The sequence below is a fragment of the Streptosporangium sp. DT93 genome (assembly GCF_049844535.1).
Lineage (GTDB): Bacteria > Actinomycetota > Actinomycetes > Streptosporangiales > Streptosporangiaceae > Streptosporangium.
This window is the reverse complement of sequence record NZ_JBNCLF010000015.1, coordinates 105109-119521: the sequence shown is the minus strand read 5'-3', so window position 1 is coordinate 119521 and position 14413 is coordinate 105109. Positions and strand designations below refer to the sequence as shown.

12 protein-coding genes and 2 pseudogenes are annotated in these 14413 nt (G+C 73.1%); 5 read left to right on the top strand and 9 right to left on the bottom strand.

Annotated elements, in window-relative coordinates; translation table 11 throughout:
* Positions 1–75: 75 nt before the first annotated feature.
* The 3 genes from ACLQ2R_RS28295 to mshB all read right to left on the bottom strand — a co-directional run bounded on the left by ACLQ2R_RS28295 (position 76) and on the right by mshB (position 2416).
* Positions 76–570 (bottom strand): hypothetical protein, encoded by a 495-nt coding sequence (locus tag ACLQ2R_RS28295; RefSeq protein ID WP_425963783.1) that lies wholly within the window; start codon positions 568–570, stop codon positions 76–78.
* A 65-nt stretch (positions 571–635) separates the two neighbouring features.
* A complete protein-coding gene (locus tag ACLQ2R_RS28290; RefSeq protein ID WP_425963781.1) occupies positions 636–1316 on the bottom strand; it encodes a DUF6113 family protein in 681 nt (226 codons plus the stop codon).
* A 5-nt stretch (positions 1317–1321) separates the two neighbouring features.
* Complete coding sequence (gene mshB / locus ACLQ2R_RS28285; RefSeq protein ID WP_425963780.1) at positions 1322–2416, bottom strand: N-acetyl-1-D-myo-inositol-2-amino-2-deoxy-alpha-D-glucopyranoside deacetylase; 1095 nt, start codon at positions 2414–2416, stop codon at positions 1322–1324.
* A 104-nt stretch (positions 2417–2520) separates the two neighbouring features.
* Here mshB and ACLQ2R_RS28280 point away from each other — a divergent pair, with 104 nt between their 5' ends.
* Complete coding sequence (locus ACLQ2R_RS28280) at positions 2521–4581, top strand: DPP IV N-terminal domain-containing protein (RefSeq protein ID WP_425963778.1); 2061 nt, start codon at positions 2521–2523, stop codon at positions 4579–4581.
* A 79-nt stretch (positions 4582–4660) separates the two neighbouring features.
* Here ACLQ2R_RS28280 and ACLQ2R_RS28275 read toward each other — a convergent pair whose 3' ends face one another.
* The 3 genes from ACLQ2R_RS28275 to ACLQ2R_RS28265 form a co-directional block, all read right to left on the bottom strand.
* A complete protein-coding gene (locus ACLQ2R_RS28275; protein WP_425963776.1) occupies positions 4661–5062 on the bottom strand; it encodes a hypothetical protein in 402 nt (133 codons plus the stop codon).
* 107 nt (positions 5063–5169) lie between these two features.
* On the bottom strand, positions 5170–6963 hold the full coding sequence (locus ACLQ2R_RS28270; protein WP_425963774.1) for an ABC transporter ATP-binding protein: 1794 nt from the start codon (positions 6961–6963) through the stop codon (positions 5170–5172).
* Complete coding sequence (locus ACLQ2R_RS28265) at positions 6960–8651, bottom strand: ABC transporter transmembrane domain-containing protein (protein WP_425963772.1); 1692 nt, start codon at positions 8649–8651, stop codon at positions 6960–6962. The genes ACLQ2R_RS28270 and ACLQ2R_RS28265 overlap by 4 nt, the downstream gene beginning before the upstream one ends.
* Positions 8652–8760: 109 nt before the next feature.
* On the opposite strand from ACLQ2R_RS28265, the gene ACLQ2R_RS28260 reads away from it, so the two are divergent.
* The 3 genes and pseudogenes from ACLQ2R_RS28260 to ACLQ2R_RS28250 form a co-directional block, all read left to right on the top strand.
* Positions 8761–8994: an RNA polymerase subunit sigma-70 gene (locus tag ACLQ2R_RS28260; protein WP_386244062.1), complete on the top strand. Its 234-nt coding sequence runs from the start codon at positions 8761–8763 to the stop codon at positions 8992–8994.
* A gap of 2 nt (positions 8995–8996) precedes the next feature.
* Positions 8997–9111 (top strand): annotated as a pseudogene (locus ACLQ2R_RS28255) (Clp protease N-terminal domain-containing protein); the annotation flags it as partial.
* Between the two features lie 236 nt (positions 9112–9347).
* Positions 9348–9539, top strand: a pseudogene (locus ACLQ2R_RS28250) (Clp protease N-terminal domain-containing protein); the annotation flags it as partial.
* A 77-nt stretch (positions 9540–9616) separates the two neighbouring features.
* On the opposite strand, the gene ACLQ2R_RS28245 reads toward ACLQ2R_RS28250, so the two are convergent.
* The 3 genes from ACLQ2R_RS28245 to ACLQ2R_RS28235 are packed head-to-tail and all read right to left on the bottom strand — an operon-like array spanning position 9617 to position 13067.
* The gene (locus ACLQ2R_RS28245) at positions 9617–10354 is read right to left on the bottom strand and encodes a succinate dehydrogenase/fumarate reductase iron-sulfur subunit (protein ID WP_425963770.1); all 738 of its coding nucleotides are present in this window, start codon (positions 10352–10354) and stop codon (positions 9617–9619) included.
* Entirely contained in the window at positions 10351–12288 is a 1938-nt protein-coding gene (locus tag ACLQ2R_RS28240) for a fumarate reductase/succinate dehydrogenase flavoprotein subunit (RefSeq protein WP_425963768.1), read from the bottom strand. Before ACLQ2R_RS28240 ends, ACLQ2R_RS28245 begins: the two co-directional genes overlap by 4 nt.
* Positions 12285–13067 (bottom strand): succinate dehydrogenase cytochrome b subunit, encoded by a 783-nt coding sequence (locus ACLQ2R_RS28235; RefSeq protein ID WP_425963766.1) that lies wholly within the window; start codon positions 13065–13067, stop codon positions 12285–12287. The genes ACLQ2R_RS28240 and ACLQ2R_RS28235 overlap by 4 nt, the downstream gene beginning before the upstream one ends.
* A gap of 361 nt (positions 13068–13428) precedes the next feature.
* Here ACLQ2R_RS28235 and ACLQ2R_RS28230 point away from each other — a divergent pair, with 361 nt between their 5' ends.
* Positions 13429–14361, top strand: a complete 933-nt coding sequence (locus ACLQ2R_RS28230; protein WP_386244073.1) for a LysR family transcriptional regulator — start codon at positions 13429–13431, stop codon at positions 14359–14361.
* The last annotated feature ends 52 nt before the right edge of the window (positions 14362–14413 follow it).

Here is a 14413-nt window from a genome sequence, read left to right as displayed (position 1 = left end):
GGATCTGCTCCGACCAAGAAGGCCGTTCCGCCCGTGAGGGCACCTCCGGTCAGGAGAGCGCTCCGGCCGGAAGACCTACTCCGGGTGAGAACACTCCGGCCGGGAGGACTCCGAAAGGGGGGGTCCTGAAGGGGAGGACCCCGCGTGAGAGGACCCGCTCCGGCGCCACCAGGGTGATCTGCGGGCGTAGTTGCCGTCCTCCAGGTTCGCCAGCCGCTCGAAGACGTTCCAGGACGCCTGGTTCCCGCAGATCAGCATGGAACAGGCCACCGCGGAGACATAGAGCGGCAGCATCGGCAGCCCCAGGCAGAGCATGTACTGGGAGGCGTGCCGGTCCTCGTGCCGCAGGAGGGCGCCGGTGAGGAAACCCTCCTCGTGCTTGGTCAGCACCACGTTGCCCACGGTGAAGGCCGAGGCGATCGGGAACCGGAAGCGGTAGCCGTACGCGAGGATCAGCCCGTCCGGTCCCGGGGTCGGCCGGGCCCTGCCGAGGACTGCCAGCAGCAACCCCAGGGGGGTCGACAGGTTGACGTAGTTGAGTACCCGCCGCATCCGATGAAACCGCCGCATACCGGAATTGTGCGCCATCCGGATGTCCGGCGGTAGCGCCTCTCGCACCACGGTCACTCCCCGTCTCAGGGAGCGGCGGACGCACCGGGCGGAGCCGAGACCCCGGGCGGGGCGGACGCACCGGGCGGAGCGGGCGGGGTGGGCGGGGTGGGCGGGGTGGGCGGGGTGGACACACCGGGCGGAGTGAACGCCCCGGGCGGAGCGGACACACCGGACACGCCGGGCGGAGCGGGCGGGGTGGACACACCAGGCGGAGCGGACGCGGCAGGCGGGAGGGGCGGTGCGGACGGATCGGGCGGCGCGGAGGCGACCGGCGGGCGGGGCCCGTACCCGTGCGGGGTGAGCAGCCACGACCCGTTCCCCGCGGACGGCGCCAGCAGCACCCCGGCCGTGATCGCGAGAAGACCCCCGTAAAGGTAGACGTACCCGGACAGGTCATTGGCGATGACCAGATCTCCCTCGGGGCGTCCCGCGGACCAGATCACGGTGACCAGCAACCAGCCCCCCGCGAACGACAGGCCCACCGCCTTGCCCTGCGCCAGCCGGCCCGCCCCGTAGGAGATCACGAACAGCAGGGCGACACAGCCGACGGCGGAGACCGGGACGGGGCCGACGTACCAGGAGTGCTGGAAACCGCCGAGCACGCCCGTCAGCAGCCCGAGCATGGCGAGCACGGCGCAGGCCGCCACGGTGACGACCGTCTCCGATGGCCCGCGCACCGCCGGCACCTGCTCCACCACAAGCATCGAGGCTAGTGGATCCCGGCGAAGAGGTCGTCCTCGCGGTCGTACGGCTCGCCGAGCCCTCCCGCCTCCACCGGCGCGCCGCGACCGGAGGGCCCCGGAACGCCGGAGGCGAGGACGAAGTGCTCCACCCCGAGCACCTCCTGGCCGATGGCGTTGGACAGCGCGTACCAGGGCGGGGCCACGCTGATCTGGGTGGCGTGCGCCCGCATCGCGTCGATCTTCCGGCCGAGGTGGGCGCGGGCGTCGATCTCGGTGGTCACGTCCTCGTCCGCGCAGCCGAACGGCAGCTCGTCGACCGGCTCGACCAGGAAGGGCGTGTCGCTCGCGCGAAGCGCCTCCGCGCTCCTGAGCAGCACGGACCTGGGGATGGCGGTGTGGTAGACCTTCGCGACCCGCCACGGCCCTCCCCCGCCGCCCGGGACCTCACCGGAGGACGAGGCCTCCCCAAAGGACGGGGCCCCACCGGAGGACGAGGTCTCCCCGGAGGACGGGGCCCCACCCGAGGACGGGGCCCCACCCGAGGACGGGGCCTCCCTGAAGGGCGGGGCCTCGCCCGCGGACGGGGCCTCCCTGGAGGACGGGGTCTCACCGGCCGCCGGGGCGAACGACGGGTCGGCCGCCAGCTCGACGGCGCGACGGGCGACGCGGTGGGCCTGGATGTGGTCGGGGTGGCCGTAGAAGCCGTTCTCGTCGTAGGTGACCAGGACCTGCGGCCGGACCTCGCGGATGATCCCGGCCAGCTCGCCCGCGGCCTCGTCCGGGTCGGCCCGCCAGAAGGCGTTCTCCCGGTCGTTGGTGGCGGCGCCCATCATGCCCGAGTCGCGCCAGCGGCCGGCCCCGCCCAGGAACCGGTGGTCGGTGACGCCGAGCGCCGCGCAGGCCGCGGCGAGCTCTCCCACGCGGTACGGGCCCAGGGTGTCGTCCCGGCCGGCGGCCAGGTGGGCCAGCTCCTCGCCGATGACCTCGCCCTCCTCGCCGAGGGTGCAGGTCACCAGCGTGACGCGCGCTCCCTCCGCGGCGTACCTGGCCATGGTCGCCCCGGTGCCGATCGTCTCGTCGTCCGGGTGGGCGTGCACGAGCATCAGGCGCCGATCCGTCATGACGTCGAGGGTACCGATGCTGAAATCACCCGACATATCGGGATCCTTTCGACCGGCGTCGCCGAGGGACGGGACGGACGGGAGGAAGCTGGCAAGATGGCCGTATGAGTGAGACCTTCCCTCGCCTGCACGCCAGGACCCGCCGCTTCACCCTCGGGGCGCCCCGGGGGTTCACGATCGCCCCGGGCGGCGACCGCGTCGTCTTCCTGCGGTCACGGGGCGGTTCCGACCCCGTGACCTGCCTGTGGGAGTACGACGTGCTCAGCGGCGAGGAGCGGCTCGTCGTCGACCCGCGCGCCCTGTCCGCGGACGACGAGGACCTGCCGCCCGAGGAGCGGGCGCGCCGCGAGCGCAGCAGGGAGCAGGCCGGGGGCGTCGTCGGGTACGGCACCGACGCCGCGGTGAGCGTGGCGGCGTTCGCCCTCTCCGGTGGCCTCTACGTGGCCGACCTCGCGAGCGCGAGCGTACGGCGCCTGGAGACCGGCGGGGCGGTGATCGACCCCCGTCTCTCCCCCTCCGGCACCCACGTCGCCTACGTCACCGGCGGCGCCCTGCACGTCCAGGACCTGCGGGACGGGACCGACCATGCGATGGCCCGCCCCGAGTCGCCGGAGGTCACCTACGGCCTGGCCGAGTTCGTCGCCTCCGAGGAGCTGGACCGGATGCGGGGGTACTGGTGGTCGCCGTCCGGCGACGCCCTGCTGGTCGAGCGGGCCGACGACGCGCCGGTCCAGCGGTGGTACATCTCCGACCCGGCCAACCCGGACCGCCCGGCCGTCGAGCAGCGCTATCCCTCGGCCGGGACCGCCAACGCCACGGTCGAGCTGTTCGTGCTGACCCTGGCCGGCGACCGCGTCCCCGTGCCCTTCGACGACGAGTACCTCGTCAACGCCGTCTGGGACGCCCACGGCCTGTCGGTCGTCACCATGCCCCGCGACCAGCGGACGATCCGGGTGCTCGACGTCGACCCGGCCACCGGCGCCTCCACCGTGGTGCGCGAGGACACCGACCCCGCCTGGGTCGACGTGGTCACCGGCGTCCCGGGCCACCTGTCCGACGGACGCCTGGTCTGGACCGCCGTCTCCGAGGGCGGGCACCGGCTGATCGTCGGCGACGAGCCGGTCACCCCGCCCTCCCTCCAGGTCCGCGAGGTCCTCGGCATCGACGGCGAGACCGTGCTCTTCCGGGCGAGCGGCGAGCCCACCGAGATCGCCGTGTGGGCGTACCGCGGCGGCCGGATCACGCTCGTCAGCCCGCCCGAGAGCGGTGTCTACGGCGGGCAGACCGCGGGCGGCACCCTGGTGCTCACCGGCCAGACCCTGACCGGCGAGGGCTCGGTCACCCGCGTCCTGCACAACGGCACGCCCCGCGGCCACATCGTCTCGCACGCCGAGCGCCCCGGCATGGACCTGCGGGTCTCCCTGATCAGGGCGGGCGAGCGCGAGCTGTCCACCGCCGTGCTCCTGCCCGCCGGCCACGTACCCGGCTCGGCCAGGCTGCCGGTCCTGATGGACCCCTACGGCGGGCCGCACGCCCAGCGGGTGCTCGCCGCCTCAGGGGCGCACCTGACCAGCCAGTGGTTCGCCGACCAGGGGTTCGCGGTGGTCGTGGCGGACGGGCGCGGCACCCCCGGTCGCGGGCCGGAGTTCGAGCGGGCCGTCCTGCACGACCTGGCCGGCCCGGTCCTGGAGGACCAGATCGACGCCCTGCACGGCGCCGCCGCGCGCTTCCCCGACGACCTGGACCTGTCCCGGGTCGCCATCCGGGGCTGGTCCTTCGGCGGCTACCTGGCCGCGCTGGCCGTGCTCCGCCGCCCCGACGTGTTCCACGCGGCCATCGCGGGCGCCCCGGTGACCGACTGGCGGCTGTACGACACCTGCTACACCGAGCGCTACCTGGGCCTGCCCGGCGAGGGTCACTACGACGCCTCGTCGCTGTTCGGCGACGCCGGGAAGCTGGACCGCCCGCTGCTGCTGATCCACGGCCTGGCCGACGACAACGTGGTCGCCGCGCACACCCTGCGGTTCTCCTCGGCCCTGCTGGCGGCGGGCCGCCCGCACACCGTGCTGCCGCTCTCGGGCGTCACGCACATGACCCCCCAGGAGGTCGTGGCGGAGAACCTGCTGCTGCTCCAGGTCGACTTCCTGAGGAAGTCCCTGTCCTGAGACCCCCTCGGGAAGGCTCCGTCCCGGGCCTTCCCGAGGGGGCACCGCCCGTTCGCGGGCGTGGCCGGCCGGTGCGGCGTCAGTGGTTCTGGCCGGACGAGTAGGGAAGCGTGTAGCCCTGCCGGGGGTCGTACGGCTGCGGCGCGGCGTGCCCCTGCCGGAGGTCGTGGCCCTGCGGGCCGTAGGACTGCGGAGCCGCGAGCGGCTGGGCCTGCGGCTGCTGAGCCGGAAATTGCGAGGCCGGGAATTGCGGCGCCGGGAATTGCGGGGCCGGGGGCCGCTGGACGACCGGTGGAAGGTGGACGGTCTTGCGCTCGGCGGCCCCGCAGGCGGCACCGGCGACCATCAACCCGATGCTCCCGAGCGCGAAGACGTATGCCCGCTGCATGTTCGCGGGTTCGTCGTCGTCGAACGACCACATCAAGGCGAAGATCAGCATAAGGGAACCGAAGGTGAGATAGAGGATGCGGCCTATACCCATGGGGCGAAAGTGTAGCTTTCGGCGCCGATGGATCTTCGCCTTCCGAAGCGGTCCGGGGGCCGGGGGCCAAGGGGTCCTCGCCCCCGGAACGATCCGGGGTCCGGGGACTACGGGACCGTGGCCTCCGCAGCGGTCCGCAGGTCCGGGGCGTCGCCCTGACCGGACGTGCCGTGCCAGCTTCCCCACAGGGCCGCGTACGAGCCCCCCGCCGCCACCAGCTCGTCGTGGGAGCCCAGCTCGCTGATCCGGCCGTCCTCCACCACCGCGACCCGGTCGGCGTCGTGGGCGGTGTAGAGGCGGTGGGCGATGGCGATCACCGTGCGGCCCTCCAGCACGGCGGCCAGCGAGCGTTCCAGGTGGCGGGCGGCGCGGGGGTCGATCAGCGAGGTGGCCTCGTCCAGGACCAGGGTGTGCGGGTCGGCCAGCACCAGCCGGGCCAGGGCGAGCTGCTGGGCCTGGGCGGGCGGGACGGCCTCGCCCCCGGAGCCGACGACCGTGTCGAGCCCCTCGGGCAGGGTCGCGACCCAGTCCCAGGCGTCGACCGCCTCCAGCGCCTCGCGGACCCGCGCGTCGTCGGCCTCGGGCCGGGCGATGAGCACGTTGTCGCGGACGGTGCCCCGGAAGAGGTGGTGTTCCTGGGTGACCAGGGCGACGTGGCCGCGCAGGTCCTCCAGGGGGAGCTCGACCAGCGGGACGTCGCCGACCGTGACCGAGCCGGTGCGGGGGCCGTGGATGCCCGCGAGCAGGCGGCCCAGCGTGGACTTGCCCGCCCCGGACGGGCCGACCATGGCCAGCCGCTCGCCCGGCTCGACCGTCAGGTCGATGCCGTGCAGCACGTCGTGCCTCTCGCGGTAGGCGTAGCGGACGTCGCCCGCCAGCAGCCTGCTGCCGTCGGGTTCGGCGGAGCCGGGCTCGCGGTCGTCGGGCACCTCGGAGACGCCCAGCAGGCGGGCCATGGAGGCGCCTCCCACCTGGAGCTCGTCGATCCACATGAGCAGCCGGTCGAGCGGGTCGATGAGCTGCTGGACGTAGAGCGTGGCCGTGGTGACCTGCTCCAGCGAGGCCCAGCCCCTGGTGTAGAACAGGCCGCCGGCGACGAGGGTGGCCACGACCGGGATCACGTAGCCGAGCTCGATCGAGGGGAACCAGACCGTGCGCAGCCCCATGGTGTAGCGCTCGGCCGCCCAGGAGCGGGCGATGTCGGTGTCGGTGCGCCGGTGGCGGCGCTCCTGCAGGCCCAGCGCCTCCACGGCGCGTGCCCCGGTGACCGTCTCGGCCAGCCCGTCGGTCATGTCGGCGTACGCGGCGCTCTCGCGCAGGTAGCCGTCCCTGGCGCGCCTGAGGTACCAGCGGGTGGAGATCCACAGCAGGGGGACGGCCAGCAGCGAGGGCAGCAGGAGCAGCGGCCCGACCACCGCCAGGGCACCGACGGTGATCACGCAGGTGACCAGCGCGATCAGCGTCTCGGGGACGGCGTGGCGCACGGTGCGCGAGAGCGCGTCGACGTCGCGGGAGGTCCGCGAGATCAGGTCGCCGGACCCGGCGCGCTCGACCGTGGAGAGCGGCAGGCCGAGCACCCGGCCGACGAACTCCTCGCGCAGCTCGGCGAGGACCTTCTCGCCCAGCCGGGAGGAGGCGTACACGGCGAACCTGACCAGCACGGCCTGCGCGACGAGGAAACCGCCGATGCCCAGCGCCACCGCGGTGACGTCGACGCCGGCGCCCGTGTGGAGCCCCTGCACGAGGCCGCCGAGCAGCCACGGCACCGCCAGCCCGGCGACCGCGGCCAGGCCGTGCAGGACCAGCGCGACGGCCAGCTCGCGGGGGTACCTCAGGGCCAGCCTGCGGGCGTACGCGCGCACCTGCGCCCGGTCGGCGACGGGCAGGATCTGTCTGCTCACGGTGTCTCTCCCCGGGTGACGACGGCGGTGTATCCGGGGTGGGCCGCCAGCAGCTCCCCGTGCGCCCCCTGGGCGCGCACGACGCCGCCCTCGACGTAGACGACGTGGTCGGCGCGGTCGAGCACCAGCGGGCTGGTCGTGCAGACCAGCGTGGTCCTGCCGGCGCGGGCCTTGGCGAGCCGGTCGGCGATGCGCGCCTCGCTGTGGGCGTCGACCGCGCTGGTGGGCTCGATGAGGATGAGCACCTCGGGGTCGAGGACGAGTGCCCTGGCCAGGCGCAGCCGCTGCTGCTGGCCCCCGGAGAACTCCCGGCCCGCCTCGGCGACGCTGCCGTCGAGGCCGTCGGGCAGCGCGTCGACGATGTCCTGCGCGCACGCCGCCCACAGGGCCTGGGAGAGCTCCTCGTCCGAGGCCGTGCCGGTGACGTCCAGCTCGTCCCTGAGCACGCCGGCGAAGAGCCTGGCGTCGTTGTCGGCGACCAGGATCCGGCGGCGCACCTCCGAGAGCGGCAGGGTGTCGAGCGAGACGTCGCCGAAGTCGACGTCTCCGTCGCCGTAGCGGCCGAGGCGGTCGGCGATGGCCGTGGCCTCCTCGGGGAGGGCCGCGGCCAGGGCGGTGAGCATGCCGGGGCGGACGGCGACCCCGGAGGTCACGTCGCGCAGCAGGCCGCCCTCGGAGCGGCCGGTGCCGCCCTCGACCTCGGGCCGCAGGGAGAGGACGCGCACCACCCGGCGGGCCGCGACGTGGCCCTTGGTCAGCTTGTCGGCGGACTCGGTGAGGGTCCGCATGGGGCCGATGAGGAAGGCGGCGTAGCCGTAGAAGGCGACGAGCTGGCCGACGCTGATCTCGCCGCGCAGCGCGAAGGAGGCGCCCAGCCAGGTCACCCCGGCGATCAGCAGGCCGGGCAGCAGGACCTGCGCACCCTCCAGCACCGACTCCACCGCGGCGACGCGCACGCCGGCGTGGCGTACCCGCTGGGACTCGGTGGCGTAGCGGTCGGCGAAGACCCGCTCGCCGCCGATGCCGCGCAGCACCCGCAGGCCGGCGACGATGTCGGCGGCGCGGGTGGACAGCTCGCCCTGCAGGTCGCGGTGGTCGTTCTGGCGGCGGTGCAGCGGCCGCAGCAGGGGGACGACGGCGGCGGCCATCAGCGGCAGGCCGAGCAGGACCGTCAGGCCGAGCGTCGGCGAGGTGCGGACCAGGATCACGGTCACCACGGCGACGGCGACGAGCGCCCCGACGCCGCGGAGCAGGATGTCGATCGCGTTGCCGATGTGGGCGATGTCGGAGTTGCCGACGCTGACCACCTCGCCGGTGGACATCCGCTTGGGCAGGGTCGCGCCCAGCCGGGTCGCCTGCCTCTCGGTGACCTGGACGGTCCGGTAGGCGGCGGCCAGCCAGTTGTAGACCGCCATCCGGTGGCGCAGGATGCCGGTGACGGCCTGCGCGACGCCCAGCGCGAACAGCACCCCGCCCCAGGTGAGCAGGTCGGACACGTTCCCGGCCCGCACGGCGTCGATGCCGTTTCCCATGGCGGCAGGGACGAGCGCCATGGTGAGCCACCACAGGACGGCGTAGAGGATGCCGAGGAACAGTGGCCCCCTCTGCGTGCGGGCCACCCACCGCAGGTAGTCGACCGGGCTGCGGGCGTCGGGAACGCCGGGATCGGCGACGGGTAGGGAGCGCATAGCCCTGCCAGCCTGACAAAGGGCCCCCTCATCAGGCAAACCATTTACTGACAACGACGACACGTCAATCCTGGTTGACATCGGGGTGACGTCAACCTAAATTGACACCATGAGCGATACGGCACAGCTGGCCTCCGACGCCGGCAGCCGCGATCCGGCCGTCGGCCTGAGGGCCGTGCGGGCGCTGCGGACACTGGTCGACCGCCTGGAGGCACTCCAGGTGCAGAACGCGCGGGACCAGGGCTGGTCCTGGCAGGAGATCGCCCACTGCCTGGAGGTCACCAGGCAGGCGGTCCACAAGAAGCACGCGGGCGGCCGTGGGCTGCTGAGAAGGGAGAGGTGACGATGTTCGAGAGATTCCATCGCGAGGCCCGCCAGGCGGTGACCCTCGCCCAGGAGAACGCGCGCCGGCTGCGGCACGGGGTGATCGGCACCGAGCACATCCTGCTGGGCCTGCTGAACCAGCCGGGCTGCCTGTCGGCCCGGGTGCTGAACCGCCACGGCCTCGACCACGACCGGGCCTTCCGCTCCGTCGCCCACCTCTCCCGGCACCGGCCGGCCCCGGCCCTGGACGCCGAGGCGCTGGAGACGATCGGCATCGACCTGGAGGCCGTCAGGGAGAGGGTCGAGGCCACCTTCGGCCCCGGCGCCCTGGACCGCGAGCCCGCCGACCGGCGGAGCCGGTGGTTCGGCGGGTCACACATCCCCTTCAGCCCCCGGGCCAAGAAGACCCTGGAGCTGTCCCTGCGCGAGGCCCTGAACCTCAGGCACAACCACATCGGCGACGGCCACATCCTGCTCGGCCTCCTGCGCGAGGGCGAGGGCCTGGCCGCCCGCGTCCTGAAGGACGCGGGCGTGGACGCCGCGATCCTGCGGCGGGAGGTCGTCGCCGAGATGGACCGCTGAGCCCGGCCGTCCCGGCCCGCCCGGAGGTGCGTCCCGGCCTGCCGGAGGCCCGTCCGGGCCTACCTGGAGGCCCGCAGGAAGTCGTGGTTCATCTGGGCGATGGTGTCCAGCGGGATGCCCTTGGGGCAGACCGCCGTGCACTCCCCGGTGTTGGTGCAGCCGCCGAAGCCCTCGGCGTCCATCTGCTCGACCATGGCCCTGGCGCGGGAGTCGCGTTCGGGCTGGCCCTGCGGCAGCAGGCTCAGGTGGGTGATCTTCGCCGCGGTGAAGAGCGACGCCGAGCCGTTCGGGCAGGCGGCGACGCACGCCCCGCAGGCGATGCAGGTGGCCGCGTCGAACGCCGCGTCGGCGTTCTCCTTCTTGACCGGGACGCTGTGGGCGTCGGGGGCCGATCCGGCCGGGACGGAGACGAAGCCGCCCGCCTGGATGATCCGGTCGAACGCCGAGCGGTCCACGACCAGGTCCTTCACCACCGGGAAGGGCGCGGCGCGCCACGGCTCGACGGTGATGACGGCCTCGTCCTCGAAGTGGCGCATGTGCAGCTGGCAGGTGGTGGTGGCCACCTGCTCGCCGTGCGCGACACCGTTGATGACCATGCCGCACATGCCGCAGATGCCCTCGCGGCAGTCGTGGTCGAAGGCGATCGGGTCGTCGCCCTCCAGGATGAGCCGCTCGTTGAGGACGTCGAGCATCTCCAGGAAGGACATGTCCGGGGACACGTCCTGGACCCGGTAGGTGACCATACGCCCGGCGTCGTCGGGGTTCTTCTGCCGCCAGACCTTCAGGGTGAGGTTCACTTGTAGCTCCGCTGGCTCATCGTCACGTACTCGTAGTCGAGATCTTCCCTGTGCAGGATCGGGCCGTCCTCGGAGTGCTCCCAGGCGGCGACGTAGGCGAAGTTCTCGTCGTCGCGCAGCGCCTCGCCGTCGGCGTCCTGCGACTCCGCGCGGAAGTGGCCGCCGCACGACTCGGTGCGGTGCAGCGCGTCGACGCACATCAGCTCGGCCAGGTCGAAGAAGTCGGCCACCCGGCCGGCCCGCTCCAGCGCCTGGTTGAGCTCGCCGGCCTCGCCGGAGACCTTGACGTTCCTCCAGAACTCCTCGCGCAGCTCGGGGATGCGCTCCAGCGCCTTGCGCAGCGACTCCTCGGTGCGCTCCATGCCGCAGTAGTCCCACATGAGCTTGCCGAGCTCGCGGTGGTAGGAGTCGGCCGTGCGGTCGCCGTCGTTGGTCAGCAGCCGGTCGATCCGCCGCCGCACCCCGATCTCGGCCTCGGCCACGGCCTCCTCGTCGACCTCCCCGTACGGGCCGTTCGCGAGGTAGTCGCCGATCGTGGTCGGCAGCACGAAGTAGCCGTCGGCCAGGCCCTGCATCAGCGCGGAGGCGCCGAGGCGGTTGGCGCCGTGGTCGGAGAAGTTGGCCTCGCCGATCACGAACAGGCCCGGGACCGTGGACTGCAGGTCGTAGTCCACCCACAGTCCGCCCATCGTGTAGTGGACGGCCGGGTAGATGCGCATCGGCTGGGCGTAGGGGTCCTCGCCGGTGATGCGCTCGTACATCTCGAAGAGGTTGCCGTACTTCTTCTCCACCGCGTCGCGGCCCAGGCGGCCGATCGAGTCGGCGAAGTCGAGGTAGACGCCCAGGCCGCCGGGGCCGACGCCGCGCCCCTCGTCGCAGACGTTCTTGGCGGCGCGGGAGGCGATGTCACGCGGGACCAGGTTGCCGAACGCCGGGTAGATCCGCTCCAGGTAGTAGTCGCGCTCGGCCTCGGGGATCTCCGCGGGCGGGCGGGCGTCGCCCCGCTCCAGCGGCACCCACACCCGGCCGTCGTTGCGCAGCGACTCCGACATCAGGGTCAGCTTCGACTGGTACTCGCCGCTGACCGGGATGCAGGTCGGGTGGATCTGGGTGTAGCAGGGGTTGGCGAACATCGCGCCGCGCCGGTGCGCCCGCCAGATCGCCGTGGTGTTGCAGCCCTTGGCGTTGGTGGACAGGAAGAACACGTTCCCGTAGCCGCCGGTGGCCAGCACGACCGCGTCGGCCAGGTGCCGCTGGATCTCGCCGGTGACCATGTCGCGGACGATGACGCCGCGCGCCCGGCCGTCGGAGACGATCAGGTCGAGCATCTCGTGGCGGGTGTGCATGGTCACGGTGCCGGCCGCGATCTGCCGTTCCAGCGCCTGGTAGGCGCCGAGCAGGAGCTGCTGGCCGGTCTGACCGCGCGCGTAGAAGGTCCGCGAGACCTGCGCGCCGCCGAAGGAGCGGGTGTCGAGCAGGCCGCCGTACTCGCGGGCGAACGGCACGCCCTGGGCCACGGCCTGGTCGATGATGTTCACACTGACCTGGGCCAGCCGGTAGACGTTGGACTCGCGGGCGCGGAAGTCGCCGCCCTTGACCGTGTCGTAGAACAGCCGGTAGATCGAGTCGCCGTCGCCCCGGTAGTTCTTGGCCGCGTTGATGCCGCCCTGCGCCGCGATCGAGTGCGCGCGGCGGGGCGAGTCCTGGTAGCAGAACGAGGTGACGTTGTAGCCGAGCTCGCCGAGCGTCGCCGCGGCCGAGCCGCCCGCCAGGCCGGTGCCGACCACGATGACGTCGAGCTTGCGCTTGTTGGCCGGGTTGACCAGCTTGGCGCCGAACTTGCGCTTCTCCCAGCGGTCCTCGATGGGACCGTCCGGGGCCTTGGTGTCGCGGATCGGCTCGCCCTCGGTGTACCTCTCGACGGGTCCGTTCATTTGATCACTCCGATCACGACGGCGGCCGGGACCGCCAGGAAACCGACGACCAGCAGCAGCGACAGGCCGGTCGCCGAGGCCCTCAGCGCGCGGTAGCTGCGGCGGCTGGCCAGGCCGAGCGTCTGGAAGGCGCTCCACAGGCCGTGGCGCAGGTGCAGGCCGACCATGACGACCGCGAGCACGTAGAACAGGGTCACCCACCAGCGCGAGGGGGCGAAGCCCTCCACCAGGCGCTCGTAGGGGGTGGAGGCCGGCCCCGCGGGGTTGGCCGTGCCGAACGTCAGGTCCAGCAGGTGGTAGATCACGAACAGGACGATGACCACGCCGCCGTAGCGCATGGTGTGGACCGCGTAGCCGCCGGAGCGGGATTTCCGCCTGACCGCGTACCTGACCGGGCGGGCCTTGCGCGCCCGCCGGGCCAGGGAGACCGCGGCCCACATGTGCAGCGCCACCGCGGCGACCAGCCCCGCCTCGACCACGGTCAGCAGGACGCGGTGCGGCAGCAGCGGCTCGCCCATGGTGCGCAGGAAGGCCGCGTAGTCGTTGAAGGAGCCGGCGCCGAGGAAGCTCTTGAGGTTCCCGGCCATGTGGCCGATCAGGAAGAGCACCATCACGGCACCCGTGACGGCCATCACGACCTTGCGGCCGTTGGAGGAGGCCAGGAAGCCGCCCTTGCGCCCGGGCCGGGCGGGCTTGGCGCTCTTCTTCCCGTTCTTGCCGGTGCCCGCCGGGGGGTTCACCGGTGCGGGAGCGGATCCGCGCTCAACAGTGGCAGTCACACCCGCGACGGTAGGCAGGCGGGTTTGCTTCCGTCCAAGTCATCGTGGATGTGGTTTCGATAGCCTGTGGCTATCGGCTCTGCTTTGCCGCCTCTGCGGGTTCGCGGCGTTCGGCCTGGTGCGAGCAATCTCACATCCTCTCCGGCCTCCCCGCCCGCCCCGGATCCGCCCCCGGCACCCCGATGCGCTAGAGGCGCTCCCGGCCAGGTACCCAGGGTCCCGGGTCCCCGCCGCTCAGCACCCCGGCCCCTCGGATCCCCTGCACCCCGGTACCCCTGCACCCGTCACCCCGGTACCCCGGCGCTCCGGTGCGCCACGGGAGCCGGGCGTCCGGAAGGCGCACCCCCTACGCTAGGGAAACGTGCAGCTCCAGCAACTGGCCTACTTCGTGGCGGTCGCCGAGACCCGGCACTTCACCCAGGCCGCCGAGCGGATGCGCGTCGCCCAGCCCTCGCTGAGCAAGCAGGTCAGGGCCCTGGAGGCCGAGCTCGGCGCGCCGCTGTTCAGCCGCGCCCGGGGCAACGTCACGCTGACCCCGGCGGGCGAGGCGCTGCTGCCGCTGGCCCGCCGGATGCTGGCCGACGCCGAGACCGCCAGGAGCGAGGTGGGCGAGCTTGCCGGGCTGCGCCGCGGCCGTGTCCGGCTCGGCGCCACCCCCTCGCTCTGCGCCGGCCTGCTCGCCGACGTGCTGGCCACCTTCCACCGGGCCTACCCCGGCATCGAGCTGTTCGTCGAGGAGGGCGGTTCCCGCGACCTGGTCCGCACGCTCGCCCGCGGCCAGCTCGACCTGGCGCTGATCATCATGCCGCTGCACAGCGACGACCCCGCCCTGGTCACCGAGGAGATCCTGAGCGAGAACCTGGTCGTCGCCTCCCCCTCCGCCGGGCACACCCGCAGGCCGTACGCGCGCATCGAGGAGCTGCGGCGCCGCCCCATGGTGATGTTCCGGCGCGGCTACGACCTGCGCGAGGCCACGCTGAGCGCCTGCCGCCAGGCCGGGTTCGAGCCCAGCTTCGCGGTGGAGGGGGGCGAGATGGACGCGGTGCTCCGCTTCGTGGAGGCGGGGCTCGGGGTCGCGCTGGTGCCCTCGATGGTCCTGGACGGCAGGCCGGGGCTCACCGGGACACCCCTGGCCCCTCCCGGGCTGCGCCGTACGGTCGCCATCGCGCACCGCAAGGACGTCGAGCCCACCCGCGCGGCCCAGGCGTTCCGGGCGACCCTGCTCCTCTTCCTCACCGACGCCGCCCGCGACGGCGAACTCCCCGAGGGCCTCGACCTGATCACCGAGCCGTGAACCCGTACACCCGGTCAAGATCAGGACATTGGGGCAGGCGCATGCCTAGAGT